The organism is Streptomyces sp. NPDC001750, from assembly GCF_042892615.1.
Taxonomy (GTDB): Bacteria; Actinomycetota; Actinomycetes; order Streptomycetales; family Streptomycetaceae; genus Streptomyces.
The window spans coordinates 36,460-61,538 of the sequence record NZ_JBIAUE010000001.1; the positions used below are offsets into that span (position 1 = coordinate 36,460).

A 25,079-nucleotide genomic window follows, 5' to 3' on the forward strand; every position below is an offset into this window, starting at 1 on the left:
AACTATCCGTGCCACCGCATTGATCGGAGCACGGCAGCACGAGGGGCGCACGACCGGCGGATCGGGGACTGGGCGGTGGATCGGGGACTAGGTTCGGGCCATGACTTCGCAGCAGATCTCATTTCCTCGCCAGCACGCCAGGACCATGCGCTTCAGTCTGGGCGCTCCGCGCGCGTTCACCATCTCACCCGACGGGAAGCGGGTGGTCTTTCTTCGGTCAGGTTCCGGAACGGAACGGTCGGGCCGGCTGTGGGTGCTGGACCTGCCCGAGGGCGGCACTCCGACGGAACGGGTCGTCGCCGATCCCGAGGCCCTGCTGGGCGGTTCCGCGGAACGGCTGTCGGCCCAGGAGCGCGCCCGGCGCGAGCGGAGCCGCGAGGGCTCCTCGGGGATCGTCGGCTACGCGGTCGACGCGGCGGCCGAGTTGGCCGCGTTCGCCCTCTCCGGGAAGGTGTACGTCGCGGAGTTGCGGGCGGGCACGGCGCGCGCGCTGCCGGTACCGGGCCCGGTGATCGACCCGCGGCCCTCGCCGGACGGGCGGCACATCGCCTACGTGGCCAAGGGCGCGCTCCGCGTCGTGGGCGCCGAGGGCGACGGGGACCGGGCGCTGGCGGAACCGGAGTCGGGGAACGTCACGTACGGCCTGGCGGAGTTCATCGCCGCCGAGGAGATGCAGCGTTCGCGGGGCTTCTGGTGGTCGCCGGACTCGGACCGGCTGCTGGTCGCCCGGGTCGACGACAGCCCCGTGCGGCGGTGGTGGATCGCCGACCCCGCGCACCCGGACCGCACGCCCGCCGAGGTCGCCTACCCGGCGGCGGGGACGCCCAACGCCGAGGTGGGGCTCTTCCTGGCCGATCTGGACGGCGGCCGTACCGAGGTGGTCTGGGACCGTGCGCGCTATCCGTACCTCGCCCAGGTGCACTGGTCGTCGGCGGGGGCCCCGCTGCTCCTGGTGCAGGCCCGTGACCAGCGCAGTCAGCTCCATCTCGCGGTGGACACGGAGACCGGCGCCACGCGGACGGTGCACGTCGACGAGGATCCGATCTGGCTGGAAATCTTCCCCGGAGTACCCGCCTGGGCACCGGACGGGCGTCTGGTGCGGATCGCCGACGAGGGCGGGGCACGCGTGCTCGCGGTCGGCGACCGACTGCTGACCGGCGCCCAATTGCAGCTCCGGGCGGTCCTGGACATCGGCGATTCGGACATTCTGGTGTCGGCGTCGGCGGGCGAGGAGGCCGCGGAAGCGGAGATCGGCGAGACCCATGTGTACCGGGTCAACGAGCTGGGCGTCGAACGGATCTCCGAAGAGGCCGGGATCCATTCGGCCGTCCGCGCGGGCGACGTGACGGTGCTGGCCTCCCAGTCGCTCCAGTGGCCGGGGGTGCGCGCCGAGGTGCTCCGCGACGGCAAGCGGATCGCCACCATCGCGAACTTCGCCCAGGAACCGGTGCTTTCGCCGCGGGTGCAGTTCACCGAGGGGGGCGCACGGCGGATTCCGTGCGCCGTGCTGCTCCCCCGGGATTACAAGGAATCCGATGGTCCGCTTCCGGTGCTGATGGATCCGTACGGCGGACCGCACGCCCGCCGGGTGCTCGCCGCGCACCATACGCACCTGACCTCGCAGTGGTTCGCCGATCAGGGCTTCGCCGTGGTCGTCGCGGACGGACGGGGCACCCCGGGCCGCTCACCGGCCTGGGAGAAGGCCGTCAAGGACGATCTCGCGCTCACCCTGGACGACCAGGTCGAGGCGCTTCACGCATTGGCCGAAAATTACCCCCTGGACCTCGGCAGGGTTGCGATCCGCGGCTGGTCGTTCGGCGGATATCTGTCGGCACTCGCGGTGCTGCGGCGGCCGGACGTCTTCCATGCGGCGGTGGTCGGCGCACCCGTGACCGACCTGCGGCTCTACGACACCCACTACACGGAGCGCTATCTCGGTGACCCGGCCGAGCAGCCGGAGGTGTACGCGCACACCTCGCTGCTCACGGACGAGGGGCTCTCGGAGGCGGCGGAGCAGGCGCGCCCGATGATGATCGTCCACGGTCTGGCGGACGACAACGTGGTGGTCGCGCACTCTCTCAGGCTGTCGTCCGCCCTGCTGGCGGCGGGGCGCCCGCACGAGGTGCTGCCGCTCAGCGGGGTGACGCACATGACGCCGCAGGAACAGGTGGCGGAGAACCTGCTGCTGCTCCAAGTGGACTTCCTGAAGCGGTCGTTGGGGATGCGCGACTGAGGGTCTGCCGGGTGGCCTTCGACCGGAGGGCGGGCGCGGCACGGTGCGTGCGATTCCAGGGCGCCGGGATGTCATCGGATGGGGTCTCCCCCGCTCGAACGGAGCTGGGAGCTTGGGGAAGGAGCCAACAGGACGTCCCGGCAACGCCGGAGGGGTCCCCCTGGCCCTTGAGTCCTTGGGGGAGTGCGCGCCAGGGCGTGGCCGCCCGGTCGGAGGTCACCCGGCAGGCATGAACCGGGCCGGGCACCCCGCCGGGGTGTCCGGCGGCCGTTCACCACCCTCGCACCGACCCGCCTCCGAACCTTCACCGGCCCGCCCCCGGCCTTTCACCGGCTCCTCACCGGACGCCCTCCGATGTTTCATCGGATCGTCACCAGCCCGGCGGCGGCTGGGACGGCGGAGGCGGCGGCTGATGAGGAGGAAGAGGCGGCGGCTGGTCGGGCGGCGGCGGGGGCGGTGCCCCGAAGGGGCCCGGGCCGGAGCCGGGGTAGCCGTAGCCCTGTCCGGGCCCAGGTCCGGGACCGGGGACCGGGCCGTACCCGTAGCCCTGCTCGTAGCCCGGGTCGTACCCCTGATACGGCTGGGCGAGGTGGCCGGCCGGGCCCCGGACGGCCAGCGCGATCAGCACGACCAGAGCGGCGATCGTTTCGAAGGTCCAGCTCAGCACGAGGAGTTGGTTCTCGACGGGCAGTTCGCCGAAGTACCCCAGCACGCCCTGGTCCAGGGAGCGGATCAACGCACCCGCCGCGCCCGGCAGCAGTATCCCGGCCGCGATCAGGCCGAACGGCCGGGCGTACGCGGCGCGGCCGAGCGCACTCCCGCCCGCGAACAGGCAGAGCAGCACGACGACGGCACCGGCCCAGCCCGGCGGGGGGTCGATCAGCCCGTGCGAGGCCTGCTCCCCGCCCAGGTACCAGTCGGGCAGGAGCTCGGGAAGCCGCACCACCGTCCGGATCTCCCACGCGGCGATGGTCGCCGCCGAGGCGCCGAGCAGCAGGAAGGTGAGCACGCCCGCGCCCTGGCCCGGCCGGATCGGGACCCGTTCGGAGAAGTCGGCCGGCGGGCGGCGCCCCGCGCCCGCCGTGATGATCAGTGCGACCGCCACCGCGATGGCCACGAAGGCGCAGATCAGGGCGCGGGTGCGCAGCTCGTCGGAGAACATGCCGTCCATGGGGGACGTCCCGATGTTCCAGAGCCCCGGGAGCCGGAGGGCGAGCGTGAGGACCCCGGTCGCGACCAGCGCGGAGGCGGCCACCGAGACCCGCATGACCGTGAGGGCGACGACGAGATACACCACGAACAGGACCAGGTCGTCGATCGAGGTGGTGGGCATCTCCGGCAGGCGTGCGTCCTCGTAGCCGGTCCAGTACCGCAGCAAATGGCCCGGTCCGTCGACCGCGCCCAGGTCCCGTACGATCCAGCCCGCGACGATCACCGCGAGCAGGGCGCAGAGAACGGCGCCCGTGATCCTTGCCCCCCGTGTGAGTATCACCCGAGCGATACTCCACCGTCCCCCGGCACCGGGCAAGGGGATCGCCGGGGTGTTGCGCGAACGGGCAACCGGACGATCAACGGGCGACCGGCCGGGGGGAGTTGGCGCCCCGACCGGCCCACGGCACCCGCACGGCCGTGCTCCGCCCATGCTGCCGCAGCCGTGTGTCGCAGGCGCGACGGCCGCATTGCCTGCGCGTTACGGAAGCCCCCGGCCCCGCCGCCGGGTCCCGCCGCCGGGTCCCGCCGCCGGGCCCCCGTCCGTACGCCTCGCGGTCAGGCCGGCCGGTCGCTCCCGGAAGGCGGCGTCCCGCCCTCCCCGCCCGGTCCACCCGGTCCACCCGGTGTCACCACCCGCTTCTCCTCCGCGAAATGACAGGCAGAGGGGTGCTCCGCCGGGCCGTCCGTCCCCCGGAAGACCTCCGGGACCGCCAGCAAGGGCACCTCCCGGGCGCATCTCTCCCGCGCCTTCCAGCAACGGGTCCGGAAGCGGCAGCCGGAGGGCGGATCGGCGGGCGAGGGGATCTCCCCGTGCAGGATGATCCGCTCCCGCCGCGCGCGGACCGTCGGGTCCGGCACCGGCACGGCGGACAGCAGCGCCTGGGTGTACGGGTGGGTGGGGTGGTCGTAGATCTGCTCGTCGGTGCCGGTCTCCACGATCCGGCCCAGGTACATCACGCCCACCCGGTCGGAGATGTGCCGGACGATCGACAGGTCGTGCGCGATGAAGACGTAGCTCAGCCCGAACTCCCTCTGGAGCCGGTCCAGCAGGTTGACGACCTGTGCCTGGACGGAGACGTCGAGGGCGGAGACGGGCTCGTCGGCGACGATGATCTCCGGGTTCAGGGCCAGTCCGCGGGCGATGCCGATGCGCTGACGCTGACCGCCGGAGAACTGGTGCGGGTAGCGGTTGACGTACTCCGGGTTCAGGCCCACCACGTCCAGCAGTTCCCGCACCCTGCGGCGGCGGTCGCCCTTCGGCGCCGCCTCGGGGTGGATCTCGTACGGCTCCCCGATGATGTCGCCGACGGTCATGCGCGGGTTCAGCGAGGTGTACGGGTCCTGGAACACCATCTGGATGTTGCGGCGCACCGCCTTCAGGGCGCGCCCCGACAGCCTGGTGATGTCCTCGCCCTTGTACCTGATCGCACCGGCCGTCGGCCGCTCCAGATGCACCAGCATCCGGGCCACGGTCGACTTGCCGCAGCCCGACTCCCCCACGATGCCGAGCGTCTCCCCGGCCGCCAGGTCGAAGGAGACGCCGTCGACGGCCTTGACCGCGCCGATCTGCTTCCTGAACAGCACGCCCCGGGTCAGCGGATAGTGCTTGACCAGGTCGCGGACCTGGAGGATCGGTTCGCCGCGGTCGCTCTCCCCGGAAGGGGCGTTTCCCGGGGAAGGGCCGCTCCCCCGGTCGGCGGGCGTCGCGTGATCAGTGCGCATCGAGCGCCTCCTCCCAGAAGTAGCAGGCGCTCTCGCGGTCCTCGGCCACCTGGAACAGCGGTGGCACCTCGCCCCGGCAGACGTCCCGGGCCAGCGGGCAGCGCGGGTGGAAGGCGCAACCGGGCGGGACGCGCAGCAGGTTGGGCGGCAGGCCCTTGATCGCGTACAGCTCCCGGCCCTTCTGGTCCAGGCGCGGGATCGACCGAAGCAGGCCCTTGGTGTACGGGTGGGCCGGGGCCCGGTAGATGTCGTGGACGGGGGCCGATTCGACGATGCGGCCCGCGTACATCACGGCGATCCGGTCCGCGACGTCGGCGACCACGCCGAGGTCGTGGGTGATCAGGATCAGGCCCATGTCGTACTCGTGCCGGAGCTCCGCCAGCAGGTCCATGACCTGCGCCTGGACCGTCACGTCGAGCGCCGTGGTGGGCTCGTCCGCGATGATCAGGTCGGGTTCCAGCGCCAGCGCCATGGCGATCATGATGCGCTGGCGCATGCCGCCGGAGAACTGGTGCGGATAGTCGCGGACGCGCTGCCCCGCCGCCGGGATGCGGACCCGGTCCATCAGCTCGACGGCCTTCGTCCGGGCGTCCTTGCGGGACATCCCCCGGTGGACGACGAACATCTCACCGAGCTGTTCCCCCACGCTGAGCACGGGGTTGAGGGAGGAGAGCGCGTCCTGGAAGATCATGGCCATCTCCTGGCCGCGGATCCTCCTGCGCTCCTCCTTGCCCATCCTCAGCAGGTCGCGGCCCTTGAAGAGGATCTCGCCCCCGCCGATCCGTCCCGGGGGCGTGTCGAGGATGCCCATGACGGCCTGGGCGGTGACGGACTTGCCCGAGCCGGACTCGCCGAGCACGGCCAGTGTCTCGCCCGCGTCCACGGCACAGGTGACCCCGTTGACGGCTCTGGCGACACCGTCGCGGGTGCGGAACTCCACGTACAGATCGCGCACTTCGAGCAGCATGGCGGGCTCCTCAGCGCAGCTTGGGGTCGAGGGCGTCGCGCACCGCGTCGCCGAGCATGATGAAGGCGAGCACCGTGACCGCCAGGGCCCCGGCGGGCCAGAGCAGCATGTGCGGGGCGTTGCGGATGTACGGGGAGGCGGCGGAGAGGTCGATGCCCCAGGAGACGGCGGGCGGCCTCAGCCCGACGCCGAGGAACGACAGGGTCGCCTCCAGCGCGATGTACGTACCGAGCGCGATGGTCGCGACGACGATCACCGGCGCGACGGCGTTCGGGGCGATGTGGCGCAGCAGCATCCGGGTGTGGGAGGCGCCGAGCGCCCGGGCCGCCTGCACGTAGTCGTTCTGTTTGGCGGTGATCACGGCGCCCCGGGCGATGCGCGCGATCTGCGGCCAGCCCAGGAGCACGATGAAGTCGATCACGGGCCACACGGTGGAGCTGGTGACGACGGACAGGAAGACCAGCCCGCCGAGGACCACGGGGATGCCGAAGAAGACGTCGGTGACGCGCGAGAGGACGGCGTCCCACCAGCCACCGAAGTACCCCGCCAGACCGCCGAGGAGTCCGCCGAACAGGGCGACGCCGAGGGTGGCGCAGATGCCGACGGTCACCGAGTTCCTGGCTCCGTGGACGGTACGGGTGTAGACGTCGCAGCCCTGTCCGTCGAAGCCGAAGGGGTGCCCGGGGCGGGGGCCGTCCTGGGCCCGGGCGAGGTCGCAGTCGAGGGGGTCCTGGCCCGCGATCAGCGACGGCCTGATCGAGATGACCACCAGGAAGAGGATGATCAGGGCGGAGACGAGGAAGACCGGGTCGCGGCACAGGTCCCGCCGGGCGTCGGACCACAGGCTGCGCGGTTTCCCGGCGGGCCCGGTGCCCCCGGGGCCGCCGGGTGCCCCTTCGAGGGTCGTGCCCTCCTCCAGGGCGAGGCCCGTCGCTCCGCCCGCGCCGCCCGGTGAGATCGCCTCGTCCGGTGTCTGCTGCTCAGGCATAGCGGATCCTCGGGTCGAGTACGGCGTACAGCAGGTCGACGAGCAGGTTGGCCGCCAGGAAGACGAGGACCAGGACGGTGACGAAACCGACGACGGTCTGGGAGTTCTGGCGCAGGATGCCCTGGTAGAGCTGGTAGCCGACGCCATGGACGTTGAAGATCCGTTCGGTAACGATCGCGCCGCCCATGAGGGCGCCGATGTCCGTGCCGATGAATGTGACGACGGGAATCAGCGAGTTGCGCAGCAGGTGCCGGACGACGACGCGGCGCCGGGGAAGCCCCTTGGCGACGGCGGTGCGGACGTAGTCGGCGCGGGCGTTCTCCACGATCGAGGTCCGGGTGAGCCGGGTGACGTACGCGAGGGAGACCGAGGCGAGGACCAGCCCGGGGACGATGAGCGCGTCGACGGGCGCCCCCGGCGGGACGGAGGGCTTGATGACGCCCCATTCGACGCCCAGGAGGAGTTGCAGCAGCAGGCCGGTGACGAACGTCGGGACGGAGATGACGATCAGGGTAAGGACGAGGGCGGTGGTGTCGACGGGGCGTCCGCGGCGCAGTCCGGTGACGACGCCGAGGCTGATGCCGATGACGATCTCGAAGACGATCGCGACGACGGTGAGCCGGATCGTGACGGGGAAGGCCCTGGCCATCAGTTCGGTGACCTTCTGCCCGTTGAACGCGGTGCCGAAGTCGCCGGTGAAGACGTTGCCCATGTACGTCGCGTACTGCTGCCACACGGGCTTGTCGAGACCGAACTCCGAGCGGAGCCGGGCGGCGGTGGCCGGGTCGCACCGGCGCTCGCCGCAGAGGCCCGCGACGGGGTCGCCCATCACGTTCACCATGAGGAAGATGAGCAGCGTGGTGCCGAAGAAGACCGGGACCATCTGCAGCAGCCGCCGGATCACATAGCGTCCCATCAGGGCTCCCGGGGGTCGCGGGTTCCGGAGGGCCGGGGGGCGGTTCCCGGCGGCCGGGGGCGACGGTACTCGGCGGGATGCCGGTCCCGGCGGGTCACTTGACCCGGATCCCCTCGTACACCGGGACGCTGAACTGGTTCAGCGCCACGTCGCTCACCCGCTCCGAGTAGCCCGCGCTGCCGTTCTGGTACCAGAGCGGGATGACGGGCATCTGCTCGGCCAGGACCCTCTCGGCGTCCTGGAACGTCGAGACGGCCCTGGCCCGGTCGGACTCGGCGTTGGCCCGGTCGACCAGGCCGTCGAACTTCTTGCTGCTCCACTTGCCGTCGTTGGACGAGGCGTCGGTGTAGTACAACGGCTGGAGGAAGTTCTGGATCAGCGGGTAGTCCATCTGCCAGCCCGCCCGCCAGGCGCCGGTGAGCCGCTGCCGGGACACCTGTCCGCGGAAGTCGGCGAACGTGCCGACCGGGGTGCCGACACACGCGTTGTTGTCGCCCATCACCCGGTTGATGCTGTTGCAGACGGCGTCCACCCACTCCTTGTGGGAACCGGTGTCCGCGTTGTACGTGATCGTGAGCTGGCCTCCCGGGATGCCGCCGCCCTCCTGGATCAGCTTCTTGGCCCGGGCGGCGTCGAACTCGCAGGGCGCGCCGCACAGCCCTTCCTTGAAGCCGCCGTGCGCGCCGAGGACCGGGGAGGTCCAGTCGGAGGCGGGGGTGCGGGTCTCCCGGAAGATCTGGTGGGTGATCTGCTCCCGGTTGATGGCCATGGACAGGCCCTGACGGACCTTGGCCGCCTTCGGTGCGGCCCATTTCCGGTCGTAGAAGGGGAAGGCGAGGGTCTGGATGATGCCGGCCGGGGTGTTGATGTAGCGGGGGCCGAGGTCCGCCTCGACGTTCTTCAGCTGTGCGGCGGGCACGTCGTCGACGAGGTCGAGGTTCCCGGCCATCAGGTCGGTGTAGGCGGTGTTGCTGTCGGTGTAGACCTGAAGGTCGATGCCGCCGTTGCGCGCCTTGTCGGGGCCGGGGTACGCGTCCCGTCTGCGCAGACTCATGGCGGCGCCCTGGGTGTACGAGTCGATGATGTACGGACCGTTGCCGACGGGCTTGGCCAGCCAGCCGGCGTGGTCGGTGAAGAAGGCCCGGGGCAGCGGGGCGAAGGCGGGGTAGCCGAGGGTGTCGGGCCAGAGGGAGAACTTCTGCGACAGCCTGACCGTGAAGGTGCGGTCGTCGACGACCCGGAGGCCGGAGAGCGTCTTCGCGGTGGCGGGGCCGGCGGCCGGGTGGACCTTGGCGTATCCGTCGATGTAGCCGAAGAAGTAGGCGTTCTTCTGGTTGTTCTTCAGCTGGGCGCCGTAGTTCCAGGCGTCCACGAAGGACCTCGCGGTGACCTTCTCGCCGTTGCTGAATGTCCAGCCGTCCTTCACGGTGACCGTGAAGTTCTGGTTGTCCCCGGTCTCGATCCGCTCGGCGAGCATGTCGGTGGCGGCGCCGGTCCTCGGGTCGTAGCGCTTGAGCCCGCGGAAGATCATGTCGAGGACCTTGCCGCCCTGCACCTCGTTGGTGTTCGCCGGTTCCAGCGGGTTCTGCGGGTCGCCCCAGGAGGACCTCACGATTCCGTCGGGACCGCCGCGGAGCTCCTCACCGCCTCCGCATGACGTCGCCGTCAGGGCGACGACCGCCGCGCAGGCGATCCACCCGGCCCGTGTGGCTCCGCGCATGGAGTGCCTCCTCCTCGTGCTCGTCGCATCACTCTGTGCCACCGAGATCTCACTCGGCGTCACCCCCAGTCGAATATCACCTCCCGTCACGACCCACGCACCTTGTCCGCGGCCGTACGTGTGCACCCGTCATCCCTCCGACCCTGATCCGGGCGGGCCCGCCCGACGGAGGTCCAGGGGCCCCTGGGCGGCGATCTGACGGCCCGACGCCATGCGGGAGCCCCTTCCCGCCCGGGGCGCCACCCGGAAGCGCCCACGGGTCCGCCGCCCCCGTCGCGACAGACACCACCGAGCGCGCACGCGGCACCGAACCGGTACGCACCGGACGACGCGCGCCACCGACGGGCAGGCGCCGCCGGACGGGCGGAGGATGACGGGGCGTCGGACACCGCGGTGAGTGTCCGTGCGGCCGTGCGGCCGGACGCCGACTCGACGGCCGGGACGGCCGGACACGACGGACGGCCCGGAACCTCGGGGGTTCCGGGCCGTCCGTGTCACACACGTCGCCTCATACGTGCCGTGGCACGCGCCGGGTCACGAAGCCGCGCCGACGACGTCCTTCTCCTCGGCGAAGTGGCAGGCCGACTCGTGCGCGGCCGGCGAATCCGAGGACTTGAAGCGCTCGGGCACCGCCAGCAGCGGCGTCTCCGACGCGCACTTGTCCTGCGCCTTCCAGCAACGGGTGCGGAAGCGGCAGCCGGACGGCGGGTTCGCCGGGGACGGCACGTCGCCGGTGAGGATGATCCGCTCGCGGTTCTCGCGGGCCTCCGGGTCCGGCACCGGGACCGCCGACAGCAGCGCCTGCGTGTACGGGTGCGTCGGGTGGTCGTAGATCTGCTCGTCCGTGCCGATCTCGGCCATCCTGCCCAGGTACATCACACCGACGCGGTCGGAGATGTGCCGGACGATCGACAGGTCGTGCGCGATGAAGAGGTAGGAGAGGTTGAACTCGTCCTGGAGCTTCTCCATCAGGTTGATGACCTGCGCCTGCACCGACACGTCGAGCGCGGAGACCGGCTCGTCGCAGATGATGATCTCCGGGTTGAGCGCGAGACCGCGGGCGATGCCGATGCGCTGGCGCTGACCGCCGGAGAACTGGTGCGGGTAGCGGTTGATGTACTCCGGGTTCAGGCCCACCACGTCCAGGAGCTCCTGGACCTTGCGGCGGCGGTCGCCCTTCGGCGCCACCTCGGGGTGGATCTCGTACGTCTCGCCGATGATGTCGCCCACCGTCATACGGGGGTTGAGCGAGGTGTACGGGTCCTGGAACACCATCTGGATGTTCCGGCGGACGGCCTTGAGGGCCTTGCCGGACAGCTTGGTGATGTCCTGGCCCTTGTAGAAGATCTCGCCGGAGGTGGCGGTCTCCAGGAGCATCAGGAGCTTGGCGACCGTGGACTTGCCACAGCCGGACTCGCCCACGATGCCGAGCGTCTCGCCCTGGTACAGGTCGAAGGAGACCCCGTCGACCGCCTTGACCGCGCCGATCTGCTTCTTGAACAGGATGCCCTGGGTCAGCGGGAAGTGCTTGATCAGGTTGCGCACCTGGAGGATCGGCTCGCCCCGGTCCACCTTGGCGTCGAGGGCGGCGACCGCCTCGGCCTCCGTGGCGACGTCGGCCGTGTCCACCTCGGTGACGTTGGGAGTGGCGTCCACGGCGTCGGTCTTCTTGCTGTCCTCAGCCATGGATCTGCTCCTTCCAGAAGTGGCAGGCGCTGCTGCGGCCGACCAGCTCGGTGCCGTCCGTCTCGGTCACCGGCAGCAGGGCCGGGACGTCGGTGCGGCAGATGTCCTGCGCCTTGGGGCAGCGCGGGTTGAAGGCACAACCGGACGGCGCCTTCAGCAGGTTGGGCGGCAGGCCCTTGATCGCGAAGAGCTCGTGGCCCTTCTGGTCCAGGCGCGGGATCGAATCGAGCAGGCCGCGGGTGTACGGGTGCGCGGGGCGCTTGTACAGCTCGTGGATCGGGGACTGCTCGACGATCCGGCCCGCGTACATGACCGCGATCTTGTCCGCGACGTCGGCGACCACGCCGAGGTCGTGGGTGATCAGGATCAGGCCCATGTTGTACTCGCGCTGCAGCTCCGCCAGCAGGTCCATGACCTGCGCCTGGACCGTCACGTCGAGCGCCGTGGTGGGCTCGTCCGCGATGATCAGGTCGGGCTCCAGGGCCAGCGCCATGGCGATCATGATGCGCTGGCGCATACCGCCGGAGAACTGGTGCGGGTAGTCGTTGACCCGGCTGCTGGCGGCCGGGATCTTCACCCGGTCCATCAGCTCGATGGCCTTGGCCTTGGCGTCCTTCTTGGACATGCCCTGGTGGACCCGGAACATCTCGCCGAGCTGGTTGCCGACCGAGTAGACCGGGTTCAGCGCGGAGAGCGCGTCCTGGAAGATCATCGCCATCTTCGGGCCGCGCAGCTTGCGCCGCTCGTTCTCCGGGAGCTGGAGGATGTCCTGCCCCTGGAAGAGGATCTCGCCCTTGGCGACCCGTCCGGGGGGCGAGTCGAGGATGCCCATGATCGCCTGCGCGGTCACGGACTTGCCGGAGCCGGACTCGCCGAGCACGGCGAGCGTCTCACCGGCACGGACGCTGTAGTTGACGCCGTTGACGGCCTTGACGATGCCTTCGCGGGTCTTGAACTCGACGTGCAGGTCGCGCACTTCGAGGACGGGCGCGTCGGCGTCGCCGGAGCGCCTGTCCGGCGCCTCCGCGGTGACGTGTGAAGTAGTCATGTCGTGGTGCCGCCCTCTCAGCGCAGCTTCGGATCAAGGGCGTCGCGCAGCCCGTCACCGACGAAAACGAAACCAAGGACGGTCAGGACGATCGCGATGGAGGGATACACCCAGAGGTAGTCCTTCACACCGAGGAAGTCCTTGGCGGCCGACAGCATGTTGCCCCACTCGGCGACCTCGGGGCTGACGCCGACGCCCAGGAAGGACAGTGCGGCCTCGGCCACGATCGCGCTGCCGACGCTGAAGGCGGCGTACGCCATCACGGCGGCGATCGAGTTGGGAATGATGTGCCGGATGATGATCCGCGAGGTGCTGGCGCCCAGCGCGCGGGCGGCGAGCACGTAGTCCGCCTCACGGACCGACAGGATCGAGCTGCGCAGCAGTCGGGAGACGGTCGGCCAGGAGAAGATCGCCAGCGAGATGATCACCGGGGCGACGCCGCGACCCATCGCGATGATGATGACGATGGCACCGATCAGCAGCGGGAAGGCGAAGAAGACGTCCGCGATGCGCATGAGCACCGAGTCGGTGGCCTTGCCGAAGTAGCCGGCGAGGGAACCGATGATGATGCCGATGAGGCAGGCCAGGAAGATCGAGGCCAGACCGATGATGACGGCGATGCGGGCGCCGTAGATGATGCGTGACAGCTGGTCGCGGCCAAGGGCGTCGGTACCGAGGATGTGGTCGCCGCCCGGCGCCTGGAGGGTGTTGTTGAGGTTCTGCGCCAGCGGGTCGTACGGCGCCAGCACCGGCGCCAGCGCGGCGGTCAGGAACAGCAGGACGACCAGCACCAGGCCGACCACGGCCAGCTTGTTGGCCATGAAGCGGTGGCGGATCTCGCCCCACTGGGTGACGCGGGCGATCGCCGGCTCGGCCTCGGCCGGAGCGGCCGCCTTCTGAGCGGTCCCCGCCTCCGCTGTGCTCTTGGTGAGCTCAGTCATGGGTGTGACTCCTAGAACGGGCTGCCTGGGATCAGGCGAGACGGATGCGCGGGTCGAGGACCGCGTACAAGAGGTCGACGATCAGGTTGAGCAGGACGAACACGGCGACGCCGAAGGTCACCACGCCGATGATGATCGGGTTGTTCTGCTGCTGGACCGCCTGCACCAGGGCGAGCCCGATGCCGTCCCAGTTGAAGATCGCCTCGGTGATGAGCGCACCACCGAGCAGGCTGCCGAAGGAGATGCCCAGGTAGGTGACGACCGGGATGATCGAGTTGCGCATCACGTGCTTGACGAGAACCGTGCGCCGGGGCAGGCCCTTGGCGACGGCCGTCTTGACGTAGTCGGCCCGCAGCACCTCCAGCATGGTGCCGCGCATGAGTCTCGCCACCAGTGCCGCGTCGAGGATCGCGAGCGTGAAGGCAGGCAGGACGAGGGAGTTGAAGGAGCCGTCGGAGATCAGCGGGAACCACTGGAGGTCCACCACGAAGAACTTCTGCAGGACCATACCGATGATGAAGGATGGGAATCCGACGGCCAATGTGGTCAGCAGTGTGATCAACACGTCCCAGAATGAATATCTGAACAATGCGGCGATCAGACCCGCGAAGACACCGATTGCGATATCGATGACGATGGCCGCGATGGCCAGCTCGGCGGTGTTCGCGAGCTTCGGCTTCAGGATCTCGGTCACCGGGCGGCGCTGGGTGAAGTCCTCGCCGAGGTCGCCCTTGGCCAGCTTCTGGACGAAGTGCCCGTACTGCACCGGCAGCGGGTCGTTGAGTCCGTAACGTTCCCGAAGTTCGGCCACGACGGCCGGATCACGGGCCTTGTCGCCGCCGAGCGAACCCACGGGGTCGCCAGGCAGGATGAACAGACAGCAGAAAAGAACAACGGTCGCACCGAAGAGGACGACGATCATCTGCCCGAGCCGGCGGATCACATATCTGCCCACGATGCCTCCTTCACATACTGAGTGTGGGGATGGGCGGCATCATCCGATCGGGAGAGCGGCCGCCGCCGGGCGCCGTCAGAGGGGTGCGCCCGGTACTGGGCGAAGGCCGTGGAAGCCGAAGAAGTTACTCCGACTCCACGGCCTTCGCCTACCTGCTGAAGAAGGCTCTTACTTGAGCGTGATCTCCGCGAGGTCCGGGTCCTCGAAGAAGTTCATCTTGAAGTTGCTGAACTTCTTGGTGTTCACCAGACGGTACTGCGAACGCTGCCAGAGCGGGATGACACCCTGGTCCTCGTCGAGCGCGATCTTCTCGGCCTGCTTGTACAGGTCGGCGCGCTTGGCGGCGTCCTTCTCGGAACGGGCCTGGTCGAGCAGCTTGTCGAACTCGGGGTTCGAGTAGCGGCCGCGGTTGTCGCCCTGCGCCTTGCCGGTCGACGGGTCCTCACCGATGCCGGCGGTGCTCAGCAGCGGGGCGAGGAAGTTGTCCGCGGTCGGGTAGTCGGCGGTCCACGCCGAACGCCACAGACCGTTGGCCTTCTTCTCCTGCTGCGCGGCCAGGGCCTCCTTGAACGGCTTGCCGTCCAGCTTGACGTTGAGGCCGAGGACCTCCTTCAGCTGCGCGGCGACGGCCTGGACCCACTCCTCGTGGCCGGCACCGGTGTTGTAGCCGAAGTTGATGGTCGTGCCCGGCTTCAGGCCGCCCTTCTTGGCGAGCTCCTTGGCCTTGGCCGGGTCCTGCTTGACGCAGGAGGTGCAGACACCCGCCTGGTAGGTGTCGGCGAAGGACGGCGGCAGGAACGCGGTGGCCGGCTTCTGCATGCCCTGGAAGACGGACTTGGCGATGGCCTCGCGGTCGATCGCGTACGAGATCGCCTTGCGCGCGTCGGCGTTGTTCAGCGGCTTGTTCTCGTTGAACACGACCAGGTAGTTGATGCCGGAGAACTCGGCCGCGTACCACTGGCCCTGCGGCTCGTACTTGGCCTTGGCGACCGAGAGCTGCGGCGTGGGCATACGCGCGAAGTCGAACTGACCCGACTGGAAGCCCGTGTACTCGAGCTGGGAGCTGTTGGCCGGGTTCAGGATCTTGATCTCGACCTTGTCCAGCTTGGCCTTGTTCAGGCCGTAGTCGTCGTTGCGGGCGAGCGTGATCGACTTGTTGTGCTCCCAGCTGCCCTCCATCTTGAAGGGGCCGTTGCCGATCGGGGCGTCGTTGTACTTCTTGTTGTCACCGGCGCCGGCGACCTTCGGGACCGGGCTGAAGGCCGCGTGGGCGGTCTTCTTGTCGAACTCGAAGTCGACCTCGGTCAGCTCGACCTTGAGGGTGTTGGCGTCCGGAGCGGACAGACCGGCGAACTTGTCGGTCTTGCCGCCCTTGAGGTCGTCGTAGCCCTTGATGCCGGCCATGTGGTACGAGACGTCGGAGGCCGACGCCTTCGCGGCGACACGGGTCCAGCCGCGGATGAACGACTCGGCGTCGACGGTCTCACCGTTGGTGAACTTCGTGCCGGCCTTGATCTTGAACGTCCAGGTCTTGCCGTCCTCGGACGTACCGGACTCGGCGAGCTTCGGGACGAGCTTGCCGTCCGTGGCCACGTCGTAGAGCTGGGTGAAGATGGCCCGGGCGACGAGCATGCCCTCGGACTCCTGGGCGTTCACCGGGTCGATGGAAACGGGCTCGGTGATGCCGAGCCGGAACGTGCCGCCATTGCCCCCCTTACCGGCGCTCTCCTTCTTGTCGCCGTCCCCGCCGCCGCAAGCGGTCGCGGCCAGGGCGATGATTGCCGCTCCCGCGACCCACTTGGCGCTCTTGGCACCACGCATGGGTTTCCTCCTCATGAGTCCACTTTTGACTACAAGAAGGGCACTGGAGTGATACACCGACACCCCTGACGGCGATCGTTCAGTGCCCCGAGTGTGCTCGTGAGTCGGCACTCCCCACAGTGCGTGACCCATTGACCCGAGCTCATCGAGCCAACTATTAAGGACGGCTGGGCCGTAAACCACACCTAAAGGGTCTCGTTTTGGCAACATCAACCGCACGCGTAGACCCGAAATACGGACAAAGCGATCCTAGACAGACACCCCCGAAACGGACCGTTAATACATGTTCCGGAGAGCGACGCCCGATAACCGGACATCCAATCGAAGAAAACGGGTTGAACGTCCGTAAAGGATTGCGCTTCCTCTCACCCGCCCCGGCCGCGGTGTCCGCGTGGACACCGCGCGGGCCGCACGGACGCCAACGGCGAGGCGCCGGAAGTCCGGTCCGCCACGTCGCCGCGGCGGACGGAACTTCCGGCGGACTCAGCCGCGCTTCCGACGGGTCAGCAGTACTTCTTGTGCACCACGGCGGCGATGCTCTTCTTGCTGACCTTCTCACCGCAGCGGGTCGCGCCATCGACCATGGCGCCATAGCTCTTCGCCTGCCCGTGGGCCTGCTTGACCCACTTCGTGCCCCGGTCGCAGCGGTACGCCTGCCAGTACCCGGACGCCTTGAGCCGACCCACGTAGAACCAGTAGCGGCCCTTCTTGGTGAGCGTGTCCGTGATGCTGACGCTCTTGGTGGTCGTCTTGCCCTTCGAGTGGTTGTAGGACCCCTCGACGTTCACGTCGAGACTCGCCAGCACCTTGCCCACCGACAGACCTGCGGTCGAACCGCCGCCGATGGACCAGCCCGAGCTGAGCGTCTTCTCGTGCGAGAGCGTCTTGGTGACCGTCCGGCTGCCGGACGAATACTCCTTCTCGTATCCCTTGACCTGGTGCGTGAGTACACGGCTGTGGCTCGTAGTGACCCAGGTGACCGAGCGGGTGCCGGGATCACAGATCAGCGGTGCCGCGCTCGCGCTGGTCGCCGGAACGATCACCAGCGCCGAAGCGGCCAGCGCCATCGCGGCAGTCGCCGAAGCGAAACGCATCCTCAAGGTCGTCCCCCATTTCATTCCGCAGACGGCACGGCCGCACGACATGCGCCCCCCATCTGCTTGCGCATGCGAATCACTTGCCATCCGCATCGCAACCCCGTGCCGACACCGAGCGGTGCGACACAGGTGATTCTGTCACTCAACTCTCCCTGTTCACAAGCTTTTTCCAGAGAGCCAAGGTGCTTCAGCAACGAACTGACGGATCGCGCAATGAGGCGGGTGTCGTTGAGTCCGACTTCCCGATCGCACACATGATGCCGACGAGGGCAGCAGGGTGACGGCTGAGGGCCCGAGCACCAGGGAGAGACGGGAAAACGGCCCGGCCCCTCCGCACACGGTGCGGAGGGGCCGGGCCGAAAAGGGACTGACGGAGGCCGAAGGTACTCGCCGGGCGTCAGCGCTTGGCGCGCGAGGCGGTGCGGGCGCGCTCGCGGGCGTCCAGGTTGACCTTACGGATGCGGACGGCCTCCGGGGTCACCTCGACGCACTCGTCGTCGCGGCAGAACTCCAGCGACTGCTCCAGGGAGAGCTTGCGCGGCGGGACGATCGCCTCGAACGAGTCGGCCGACGAGGACCGCATGTTCGTGAGCTTCTTCTCCTTGGTGATGTTCACGTCCATGTCGTCGGAGCGCGAGTTCTCGCCGACGATCATGCCCTCGTACACCTCGGTGCCGGGCTCGGTGAACAGCACGCCGCGCTCCTGGAGGTTGGTCATCGCGAAGGCGGTGACCGCACCGGCGCGGTCGGCGACCAGGGAGCCGTTGTTACGGGTCTGCAGCGGGCCGAACCAGGGCTCGTGGCCCTCGTGGATCGAGTGGGCGATGCCCGTGCCGCGGGTCTGGGTCAGGAACTCCGTGCGGAAGCCGATCAGGCCGCGGGACGGGACGACGAACTCCATGCGGACCCAGCCGGAGCCGTGGTTCGACATGTTGTCCATGCGGCCCTTGCGGACACCCATGAGCTGGGTGACGGCGCCCATGTGCTCTTCGGGCACGTCGACCGTCATGCGCTCGACCGGCTCGTGGACCTTGCCGTCGATGTCCTTGGTGACGACCTGCGGCTTGCCGATGGTGAGCTCGAAGCCCTCGCGACGCATCTGCTCGACCAGGATGGCGAGCGCGAGCTCACCACGGCCCTGGACCTCCCAGGCGTCCGGGCGCTCGGTGTCGAGGACGCGGAGCGAGACGTTACCGATCAGCTCGCGGTCCAGACGGTCCTTCACCTGGCGGGCGGTGACCTTGCGGTCCTTGACGGCGGACTTGGCGTCCGCGCCCTTGCCGGTGCCACCGCGACCGACCAGCGGCGAGGTGTTCGTACCGATCACCATGGAGATCGCCGGCTCGTCGACCGTGATCAGCGGCAGCGCGATCGGGTTCTCCGGGTCGGCCAGCGTCTCGCCGATCATGATGTCGGGGATACCGGCGACGGCGCAGATGTCACCGGGGCCCGCCACCTCGGCCGGCTTGCGGGTGAGCGCCTCGGTCATCATCAGCTCGCTGATGCGGACGTTCTGGACCGAGCCGTCGCGCTTGATCCAGGCGACCGTCTGGCCCTTGCGCAGCTCGCCCTGCTCGACGCGGAGCAGCGCGATACGGCCGAGGAAGTTGTCCGCGTCCAGGTTGGTGACGTGGGCCTGCAGCGGGGCCTCGTCGTCGTACTGCGGGGCCGGGATGTGCTGGAGGATCGTGGAGAAGAACGGCTCCAGGCTGGTCGAGTCGGCCGGGACGGTGCCGTCCTCCGGCTTGGTCAGCGAGGCAATGCCGTCACGGCCGCAGGCGTAGACGATCGGGAACTCGATCTGGTCCTCGTCCGCGTCCAGGTCGAGGAAGAGGTCGTACGCCTCGTTCACGACCTCGTCGATGCGGGAGTCGGGACGGTCCGTCTTGTTGATGCACAGGATGACGGGGAGCCGGGCCTGGAGGGCCTTGCGCAGCACGAAGCGCGTCTGCGGGAGCGGGCCCTCGGAGGAGTCCACCAGCAGCACCACGCCGTCGACCATCGACAGGCCGCGCTCGACCTCGCCACCGAAGTCGGCGTGGCCGGGGGTGTCGATGATGTTGATCGTGATCGGGTCCCCGCCGTCCTTGGGGTGGTACTTCACCGCCGTGTTCTTGGCGAGGATCGTGATGCCCTTCTCACGCTCCAGGTCGTTCGAGTCCATGACGCGGTCGTCCACGGAGTCGAGCTGGTGCGCGCCGAAGGCACCGGCCTGCTTGAGCATGCCGTCGACGATGGTGGTCTTGCCATGGTCGACGTGGGCGACGATGGCTACGTTACGGATGTCATGGCGCGTGGGCATGTGTGGCTTGAGCTTCTCTCGGATCGTGGGATCAGGCGTCTCAGTCGCTCTCGGGTCCTCGTACGCCCGCCGGGCGTACGCGCCACGGCTACCCACCATCGTAAAGGGCCGACGCCGTAGCGGCTTCCCCGGCGAATTCCCACCGCCCCCCGGAATGGAGGTCGCGGCGGGCTCCGGAGGGGCCGGGGCCCGGTGTCCCGCCCGCCGGGCCGCGGCGGATCCGTGCCCGCCGCGGCCCTGATCGGTCTCGGCCGCCCGCTCCCGTCGTCCCCGTCGGCGTACGCGCTCACCGCGATGCGGCACGGTGCTCGTTCGCATCACCGTGGCCATGTCTTCCGACGGATTTCACCGAAGGACACGTCCACGGTCCCCGGTGGGACGTCTGACACGGGACTTGAGCGGCTCCGGAGGTGGGGCTCCGCAGCGGCTGGACTCCGGGACGAGGCCCGGAGGTGGGGGGAGTGAGCGGCCACCCGGGTCAGCGGGTGCTCACGACCTTGCCCGCCGGGAAGCCGGGCGGGCAAGGGACTTGAGCTGGTTCTGAGCTTCCGGCGCCGCTCTGACCTGCTGCTCCTTCACCGCTTGTACGTCTTGTCCTCGTACGTCTCACAGCCGGTCCTTGGATGTCGCGTGGCCGGTCCTCGTACGTCCCGCACCCCGGCACGGTGTGGCCGTGGTCGGTGCTCGCGGCTACTGCTTGCGTTGCGCCGGGGGCCCTGCGGGCTGCGGGCGCTTGAAGCCGATGTCCTGGTAGTGGGGCGTCCCGAAGCCGAAGGCCCCGACGTTCACCAGTCGCTTGTCGGCAGCCACGAGCTGCGGCCTCTGGTAGAGGGGGATCGAGCCCGCGGCGGCCCAGATCCTGGCGTCCGCCTGGTTCATCAGGTCCCGGGCCGCCCCCTCGTCGAGCTCGGAGACCGCCTTGTCGAACAGCTGGTCGATGTGGTCCGTGCCGACGCGGGTGTAGTTCTGCTCGACCACCAGCGAACCGTCACCGGCGGGCACCGGCTTGGCGTAGATCGGACGGTTGTCGGTCGCCGGGTAGGCGGTGGCGGGCCAGGAGTAGAGCGCCAGGTCGTAGTCGCCGGCGGCGATGTGGTCCCGGAAGTAGCTGTCGTCGGAGACCCTGGTGATCGACGTGCCGATGCCGATCGAGTCGAGCATCGCCGAGATCTTGCCGCCGACCGCGCGCAGCGGCTCCGACCCGGGCCCGGACGGCAGGACGAAGCGCAGGTTCAGCGGCTGGCCGTCCTTGCCGAGCGGGCCGCGTCCGGTCTCCGGGGCCGGGGCGGCGGTCCCGGCCGGGGCGTAGGCTCCGGCCGCGCCGCCGGGCCGCTGGTCCTGGGCGGCGATCGTGGCGGTGGCGTCCCCGGGGATGGCGGTTCCGGCCAGGTGCCCGGCCTGCCGCAGGAGGGCGGCGCTGTGGGCCGCTGCGGCGGGGGCGGGGGCGAGGATCCGCAGGCCGGTGGTGGTTCTGTCCGCGTCACCGGGTTTGCCGTCGTCCCCCACGACGTGCAGATCGTCGCCGCGGCCGCCGTTCCTGCCGTCGTCGCCGTTCACGCCCTCGCTGCTGTTCTGATTGCCACCCTGGTTGCTGCTCCGGCCGTTCTTGCCGTCCTTGTCGTTCTTCTTCTCGGCCTCCTTCTTCTCGGCCTCGCTGCCCGCCTTCGCACCGCCCGGCTTCTTGATCGCGCCCTCGCGGGTCCAGCCCGCGTCGGCCAGCAGGGCCCGCGCCTCTTCCTTGTCCTCGCCGCCGAGCGCGCCGCTGCCGTCCTGGTACCCGGGCTGTCCCGCCAGGGCGACATGGCTGCCGAGCGGCACGGCGGGCAGGCCGAGCGGCTTGAGTACGGTGTCGACGAGTTCCTGCCGGTTCAGGGCCCGGGCGACCGCGCGCCGCACCCGCTCGTCGGCGAGCGGACCGGACTCGCCGTTGAGCGCGAGCTGGGTGTACGCGGGCTCCAGCGACTTGCGGACCGCGTACGAGCGCAGCGCGTTCTGCTCGGCCGTGTACGCCTCCGCGGCGGCACGGGCCTTCTCCCTGGCCGCTCGCGCGGCGGCCGCCTCCGACTCGTTCGAGCCGTATGCCATGGCCCAGGAACGCATCGCGGCGGCCGGGTCGTCGGCGGCCCCGGGCCCGTGCGCGAGGGGCTGTCCGTTCGGACCGTTGCCGCGGGCCGCGGAGGCGACCCGGTTGGCCGTGCCGGCGTCGATGTCGGCGACCTCGACCTTGTGCTCCGTCAGCGCCTGGACGCGGTCCTGCGGCGCGACGGCGCGGAAGACGAGTGATTCGAGCTTGGCCGGCTTCCCCCACCAGCGCGGCTCACGGACGAGGGTGACGTCGCCCGCCTTCGTGTCCACACCGCTCAGCCGGAACGGCCCGGCCGTGACCGCCAGGGCGGTCCGCGCGCCGTCGTTGAAGCTGTTCGGGGCGCCGGTCACCTCCTTCGGGTACAGCGGGGAGAACAGCGAGCGCCAGTCCGCGTACGGCTTGGCGAAGGTGACCCGGACCTCCAGGTCGTCGGCGCCGCGCTCGATCTTCGCGATGCGGTCGTAGCCGGCGTTGCGCGCGGTCCAGTACGCCGAGTTCGCGCCGCTCAGCGCCCGCCACTGGGCGACGAAGTCGGGCGCCCCGATCTTCCGGCCGTTGCTCCACACCGCCTTCTGGTCGAGCTTGTAGCGCACCACCTGCCGGGGCTCGCGCTCGATCACCTTCGCGGACTCCAGGTAGTCCGGGTTGAGCTGCGGCCTGCCCCGGGCGTCCAGCGGGAACAGGGTCGGCAGCACGGCGCCGGTGATGCGGGTGGTGGAATCGTCGGCGTCGGCCTGGAACGCGTTGAGAGTGGCGGGCATGGAGTCGATCGCCCAGTGGACCGTCCCCCCGGCGGCGACCGAACCCCGGCCCGCGACCGCGATGTCCTGGGGAGCGGCGGCGGCCGTCGCCGATCCGCTGTCGCCGGTGGTGCAGCCGGCCAGTACGGGGAGCGTCAGCACGCCCGTCGTGAGGAGCGCGAGCGAACGGCGCTTACGGGCCGTCCCCCACGGGACGCCGACGTGGGACATGGCTGACACCTCCGGGTCCGGCCCGACCCACCCGCACCGAGACGGGCCGGATTTGTGCGTTTTGGATGGCATATGCAGTTGATCACACTGGTTCGCTCATCCACTGAAAGCGCACACGCGCGTGAGGCGGCGCAGACACGGCGGGGGCTCCCCGAAGCTCACCCGCGCAGCGCAATACCGAGGAGCCGCACGCGCCCGCGCACCCGGGGCTCACGTGTCATGCTCCGCGTCCCGTGCTCCGGGCCCGCCGCGTTCCATGCCCGGTGCGCCCCGCACCGCACCCCGTTCTCCACGGCTCCACGGGCTCCACGGGCTCCACTGCCTGATTTCCGCGGTTTCAACGGCCCTCGTTCCGTGCGCCTGCGGTCGTCAGCCGCCGAGCGGTCCGACGCTCGCGTCCGTCGTGTCCGCCTCGCCCGGACGCGGGAGGATCCGCCCGACGCTGTTGCGGGGGGCGTCGGCGTCCTTGTCGGTGACCGCGTCCGTGGCCACGGTGACGTGGGGCGTCCTCCTCGGCGGGCCCCGCTCACGCCCCGGCCAGCCGGTCGAGCAGCTCCGCGGCCTCGGCGACCGTGCGACGCTCCTCGTCGTCGAGTTCGGCGGCGAGTGCCTCGGCGAGCCAGTCGTTCTTGACGGCCCGGACCGCGGTCAGCACCTCCAGCCCGGTCCGCGTGATCGACACGACCGACTTGCGGCCGTCCGCCGGATCCGGCGCCCGCCCCACGAGCCCCCGGCTCTCCAGCGTGCCGACGGTGAGCCGCATGGACTGCGGACGCACGTACTCGGCACGGGCCAGCGCGGCCGTGGTGGCCGGCCCCTCCCGATCCAGCCGGGCGAGCACCGATCGCTGCGTCGGCGTCAGCAGGCTCTCCGACGACGTGGTGCGCAACCGTCGCAGCAGCCGGCCGAGCACGGCACTCAGTCGCAGCGCGACCTGCTCCGGCGCCGGAGCCGGAGCCGGAGCCGGGGACGATGCGGCAGGTGGTTCGGCGGGCGGGTTCCCAGTCGGTTCCGGCATGGCGCCAACGTAAAGATGCGCAGGCCACCTTGCAAGGATGCCTGTCAATTCTTGGGATGCCCTTGCCCCTTGCGTGACCGGCGATCTAGGGTGAATGCGCTTTCAAACGAGGGTCGGCACGTGCGGCGGCAGGGACGTACGGGCGCGAGAGGGAACGGACGGTCGAACGAGTGAGCGCCCCAACGGTGTATGACGTCGCCGAGCGGTCGGGCGTCTCCATTGCCACGGTCTCCCGGGTCTACCGCACCCCCGATTCGGTACGCGCCCAGACCCGTGAACGGGTCCTCGAAGCCGCCCGCCAGCTCGGTTACGTACCCAGTGGGAACGCCCGCGGTCTGGCCAGCCGGACCACCGGCGTGCTCGGCCTCTGCTTCCCCGACATGGCCGACCCCGACGCCGAGGCCGACGCGGAGGCGGACAGCGACGCCGACGACGCGGTGATGCTCTACTCCGACCAGATCATCCGCGGCATGGAGCGGGCGGCGCGCCGGCACGGGTACGCGCTGCTGATCGCCGCGTCGCTGGAGGGTGGACCGGAGAGCGTCGCGAAGGTGGCGGGCCGGGTCGACGGGTTCGCCGTGCTGGCGCGGACCGTGCCGACCGAGGACCTCGAAGTGATCTCGCGGCGGCTGCCGGTGGTGATGCTCGCCGGGCCGCGCGAGATCGACCACCTCGACCACATCGTCGTCGCGAACGCCGACGGGGAACGCGAACTGGCCCGCCACCTGATCGAGGACCACGGGCTGCGCAGGCTCGCCTTCGTCGGTGGCGAGGTCGAGTCGCCGGACGCCGAGGCGAGGTTCCGCGGCTTCCGGGAGGCGTGCCGCGACGCCGGGCTGCCGGTGCCGGACGCGCCGGACCTGCGGGCGGAGATCATGACGCAGGCGGAGGGCGCGCGGACCGCCGAGGCGCTGCTGGACCGGGAGGGCGAACGGCCCGAGGCCATGCTGTTTGCCAACGACCAGATGGCGGTGGGCGCGCTGCGGGCGCTGGAGCGGCGCGGGGTGAGGGTGCCGGAGGATGTCGCGGTGACCGGGTTCGACGGGATTCCGCTGAGCCGGATCGTCCGCCCTTCGCTGACGACCGTGCGCCAGCCGATCCGCCAACTCGGCGAGCAGGCGGTCGAGTTGCTGGTGCAGCGACTCGGCGACAGCGGGCGGGAGCCGGTGTCGCTGATGCTGCCGGTGTCCGTGGTCCGCCGCGCAAGCTGCGGCTGCGCCTGACCGGAACGAGCACCGGAACCAGTACCGGCACCCCCACGAGTACGAGCACGGCGTGCGAGCCGCGGTCACCCGGAGCGGCGCGCGCCCGCACGAACGGCGTCCGCCGGGACCACGAACGCTGTCCGCCGGGGCCGGCCCGCAGGAACTCGCCCCGGACCGACCCGCCGGCCCCA

General features: G+C 70.0%; 18 protein-coding genes. 2 read left to right on the forward strand and 16 right to left on the reverse strand.

Going from position 1 to position 25,079, the window contains the following annotated elements; genetic code table 11:
• Positions 1-100 precede the first annotated feature (100 nt).
• Positions 101-2,233: a prolyl oligopeptidase family serine peptidase gene (locus ACFYY6_RS00190; protein ID WP_389191016.1), complete on the forward strand. Its 2,133-nt coding sequence runs from the start codon at positions 101-103 to the stop codon at positions 2,231-2,233.
• Between the two features lie 370 nt (positions 2,234-2,603).
• On the opposite strand, the gene ACFYY6_RS00195 is transcribed toward ACFYY6_RS00190, so the two are convergent.
• The 16 genes from ACFYY6_RS00195 to ACFYY6_RS00270 all read right to left on the reverse strand — a co-directional run bounded on the left by ACFYY6_RS00195 (position 2,604) and on the right by ACFYY6_RS00270 (position 23,683).
• On the reverse strand, positions 2,604-3,725 hold the full coding sequence (locus ACFYY6_RS00195) for a hypothetical protein (RefSeq protein WP_389191019.1): 1,122 nt from the start codon (positions 3,723-3,725) through the stop codon (positions 2,604-2,606).
• Between the two features lie 275 nt (positions 3,726-4,000).
• Positions 4,001-5,167 carry an ABC transporter ATP-binding protein gene (locus ACFYY6_RS00200; protein ID WP_389191022.1) on the reverse strand — a complete coding sequence of 389 codons (1,167 nt, stop codon included), beginning with the start codon at positions 5,165-5,167 and terminating at the stop codon, positions 4,001-4,003.
• On the reverse strand, positions 5,157-6,134 hold the full coding sequence (locus ACFYY6_RS00205; RefSeq protein WP_351518331.1) for an ABC transporter ATP-binding protein: 978 nt from the start codon (positions 6,132-6,134) through the stop codon (positions 5,157-5,159). Before ACFYY6_RS00205 ends, ACFYY6_RS00200 begins: the two co-directional genes overlap by 11 nt.
• 10 nt (positions 6,135-6,144) lie before the next feature.
• Entirely contained in the window at positions 6,145-7,122 is a 978-nt protein-coding gene (locus ACFYY6_RS00210) for an ABC transporter permease (RefSeq protein WP_389191024.1), read from the reverse strand.
• Entirely contained in the window at positions 7,115-8,038 is a 924-nt protein-coding gene (locus ACFYY6_RS00215; protein WP_389191027.1) for an ABC transporter permease, read from the reverse strand. The genes ACFYY6_RS00210 and ACFYY6_RS00215 overlap by 8 nt, the downstream gene beginning before the upstream one ends.
• A 94-nt stretch (positions 8,039-8,132) precedes the next feature.
• The gene (locus ACFYY6_RS00220) at positions 8,133-9,758 is read right to left on the reverse strand and encodes an ABC transporter substrate-binding protein (RefSeq protein ID WP_389191030.1); all 1,626 of its coding nucleotides are present in this window, start codon (positions 9,756-9,758) and stop codon (positions 8,133-8,135) included.
• 534 nt (positions 9,759-10,292) lie between these two features.
• Positions 10,293-11,444, reverse strand: a complete 1,152-nt coding sequence (locus ACFYY6_RS00225) for a dipeptide ABC transporter ATP-binding protein (protein WP_351518339.1) — start codon at positions 11,442-11,444, stop codon at positions 10,293-10,295.
• The gene (locus tag ACFYY6_RS00230) at positions 11,437-12,492 is read right to left on the reverse strand and encodes an ABC transporter ATP-binding protein (protein WP_360111836.1); all 1,056 of its coding nucleotides are present in this window, start codon (positions 12,490-12,492) and stop codon (positions 11,437-11,439) included. The genes ACFYY6_RS00225 and ACFYY6_RS00230 overlap by 8 nt, the downstream gene beginning before the upstream one ends.
• A gap of 17 nt (positions 12,493-12,509) precedes the next feature.
• Positions 12,510-13,433: an ABC transporter permease gene (locus ACFYY6_RS00235; RefSeq protein WP_351518343.1), complete on the reverse strand. Its 924-nt coding sequence runs from the start codon at positions 13,431-13,433 to the stop codon at positions 12,510-12,512.
• Between the two features lie 31 nt (positions 13,434-13,464).
• Positions 13,465-14,388, reverse strand: coding sequence for an ABC transporter permease (locus ACFYY6_RS00240; RefSeq protein ID WP_351518345.1), 924 nt, complete (start codon positions 14,386-14,388; stop codon positions 13,465-13,467).
• A 168-nt stretch (positions 14,389-14,556) separates the two neighbouring features.
• The gene (locus ACFYY6_RS00245; RefSeq protein ID WP_351518346.1) at positions 14,557-16,209 is read right to left on the reverse strand and encodes a peptide ABC transporter substrate-binding protein; all 1,653 of its coding nucleotides are present in this window, start codon (positions 16,207-16,209) and stop codon (positions 14,557-14,559) included.
• Positions 16,210-16,712: 503 nt separating this feature from the next.
• Positions 16,713-17,303, reverse strand: coding sequence for a hypothetical protein (locus ACFYY6_RS00250; RefSeq protein ID WP_351518347.1), 591 nt, complete (start codon positions 17,301-17,303; stop codon positions 16,713-16,715).
• Between the two features lie 400 nt (positions 17,304-17,703).
• Positions 17,704-19,608, reverse strand: a complete 1,905-nt coding sequence (gene typA, locus ACFYY6_RS00255; protein ID WP_351518349.1) for a translational GTPase TypA — start codon at positions 19,606-19,608, stop codon at positions 17,704-17,706.
• A gap of 690 nt (positions 19,609-20,298) precedes the next feature.
• Entirely contained in the window at positions 20,299-22,665 is a 2,367-nt protein-coding gene (locus ACFYY6_RS00260; protein ID WP_351518350.1) for an ABC transporter family substrate-binding protein, read from the reverse strand.
• 369 nt (positions 22,666-23,034) lie between these two features.
• A complete protein-coding gene (locus ACFYY6_RS00265; protein WP_388648318.1) occupies positions 23,035-23,157 on the reverse strand; it encodes a hypothetical protein in 123 nt (40 codons plus the stop codon).
• Positions 23,158-23,191: 34 nt separating this feature from the next.
• Entirely contained in the window at positions 23,192-23,683 is a 492-nt protein-coding gene (locus ACFYY6_RS00270) for a MarR family winged helix-turn-helix transcriptional regulator (RefSeq protein WP_388648321.1), read from the reverse strand.
• Positions 23,684-23,853: 170 nt separating this feature from the next.
• On the opposite strand from ACFYY6_RS00270, the gene ACFYY6_RS00275 reads away from it, so the two are divergent.
• Positions 23,854-24,906 carry a LacI family DNA-binding transcriptional regulator gene (locus tag ACFYY6_RS00275; RefSeq protein WP_351518352.1) on the forward strand — a complete coding sequence of 351 codons (1,053 nt, stop codon included), beginning with the start codon at positions 23,854-23,856 and terminating at the stop codon, positions 24,904-24,906.
• The last annotated feature ends 173 nt before the right edge of the window (positions 24,907-25,079 follow it).

Bases quoted from the DNA above. Each gene is read 5' to 3' on its own strand.
- ACFYY6_RS00190 (WP_389191016.1), top strand. From the start codon at position 101: ATGACTTCGCAGCAGATCTCATTTCCTCGCCAGCACGCCAGGACCATG.
- ACFYY6_RS00200 (WP_389191022.1), bottom strand. From the start codon at position 5,167: ATGCGCACTGATCACGCGACGCCCGCCGACCGGGGGAGCGGCCCTTCC.
- ACFYY6_RS00205 (WP_351518331.1), bottom strand. From the start codon at position 6,134: ATGCTGCTCGAAGTGCGCGATCTGTACGTGGAGTTCCGCACCCGCGAC.
- ACFYY6_RS00210 (WP_389191024.1), bottom strand. From the start codon at position 7,122: ATGCCTGAGCAGCAGACACCGGACGAGGCGATCTCACCGGGCGGCGCG.
- ACFYY6_RS00215 (WP_389191027.1), bottom strand. From the start codon at position 8,038: ATGGGACGCTATGTGATCCGGCGGCTGCTGCAGATGGTCCCGGTCTTC.
- ACFYY6_RS00220 (WP_389191030.1), bottom strand. From the start codon at position 9,758: ATGCGCGGAGCCACACGGGCCGGGTGGATCGCCTGCGCGGCGGTCGTC.
- ACFYY6_RS00225 (WP_351518339.1), bottom strand. From the start codon at position 11,444: ATGGCTGAGGACAGCAAGAAGACCGACGCCGTGGACGCCACTCCCAAC.
- ACFYY6_RS00230 (WP_360111836.1), bottom strand. From the start codon at position 12,492: ATGACTACTTCACACGTCACCGCGGAGGCGCCGGACAGGCGCTCCGGC.
- ACFYY6_RS00235 (WP_351518343.1), bottom strand. From the start codon at position 13,433: ATGACTGAGCTCACCAAGAGCACAGCGGAGGCGGGGACCGCTCAGAAG.
- ACFYY6_RS00245 (WP_351518346.1), bottom strand. From the start codon at position 16,209: ATGCGTGGTGCCAAGAGCGCCAAGTGGGTCGCGGGAGCGGCAATCATC.
- ACFYY6_RS00250 (WP_351518347.1), bottom strand. From the start codon at position 17,303: ATGCGTTTCGCTTCGGCGACTGCCGCGATGGCGCTGGCCGCTTCGGCG.
- typA (WP_351518349.1), bottom strand. From the start codon at position 19,608: ATGCCCACGCGCCATGACATCCGTAACGTAGCCATCGTCGCCCACGTC.
- ACFYY6_RS00260 (WP_351518350.1), bottom strand. From the start codon at position 22,665: ATGTCCCACGTCGGCGTCCCGTGGGGGACGGCCCGTAAGCGCCGTTCG.
- ACFYY6_RS00270 (WP_388648321.1), bottom strand. From the start codon at position 23,683: ATGCCGGAACCGACTGGGAACCCGCCCGCCGAACCACCTGCCGCATCG.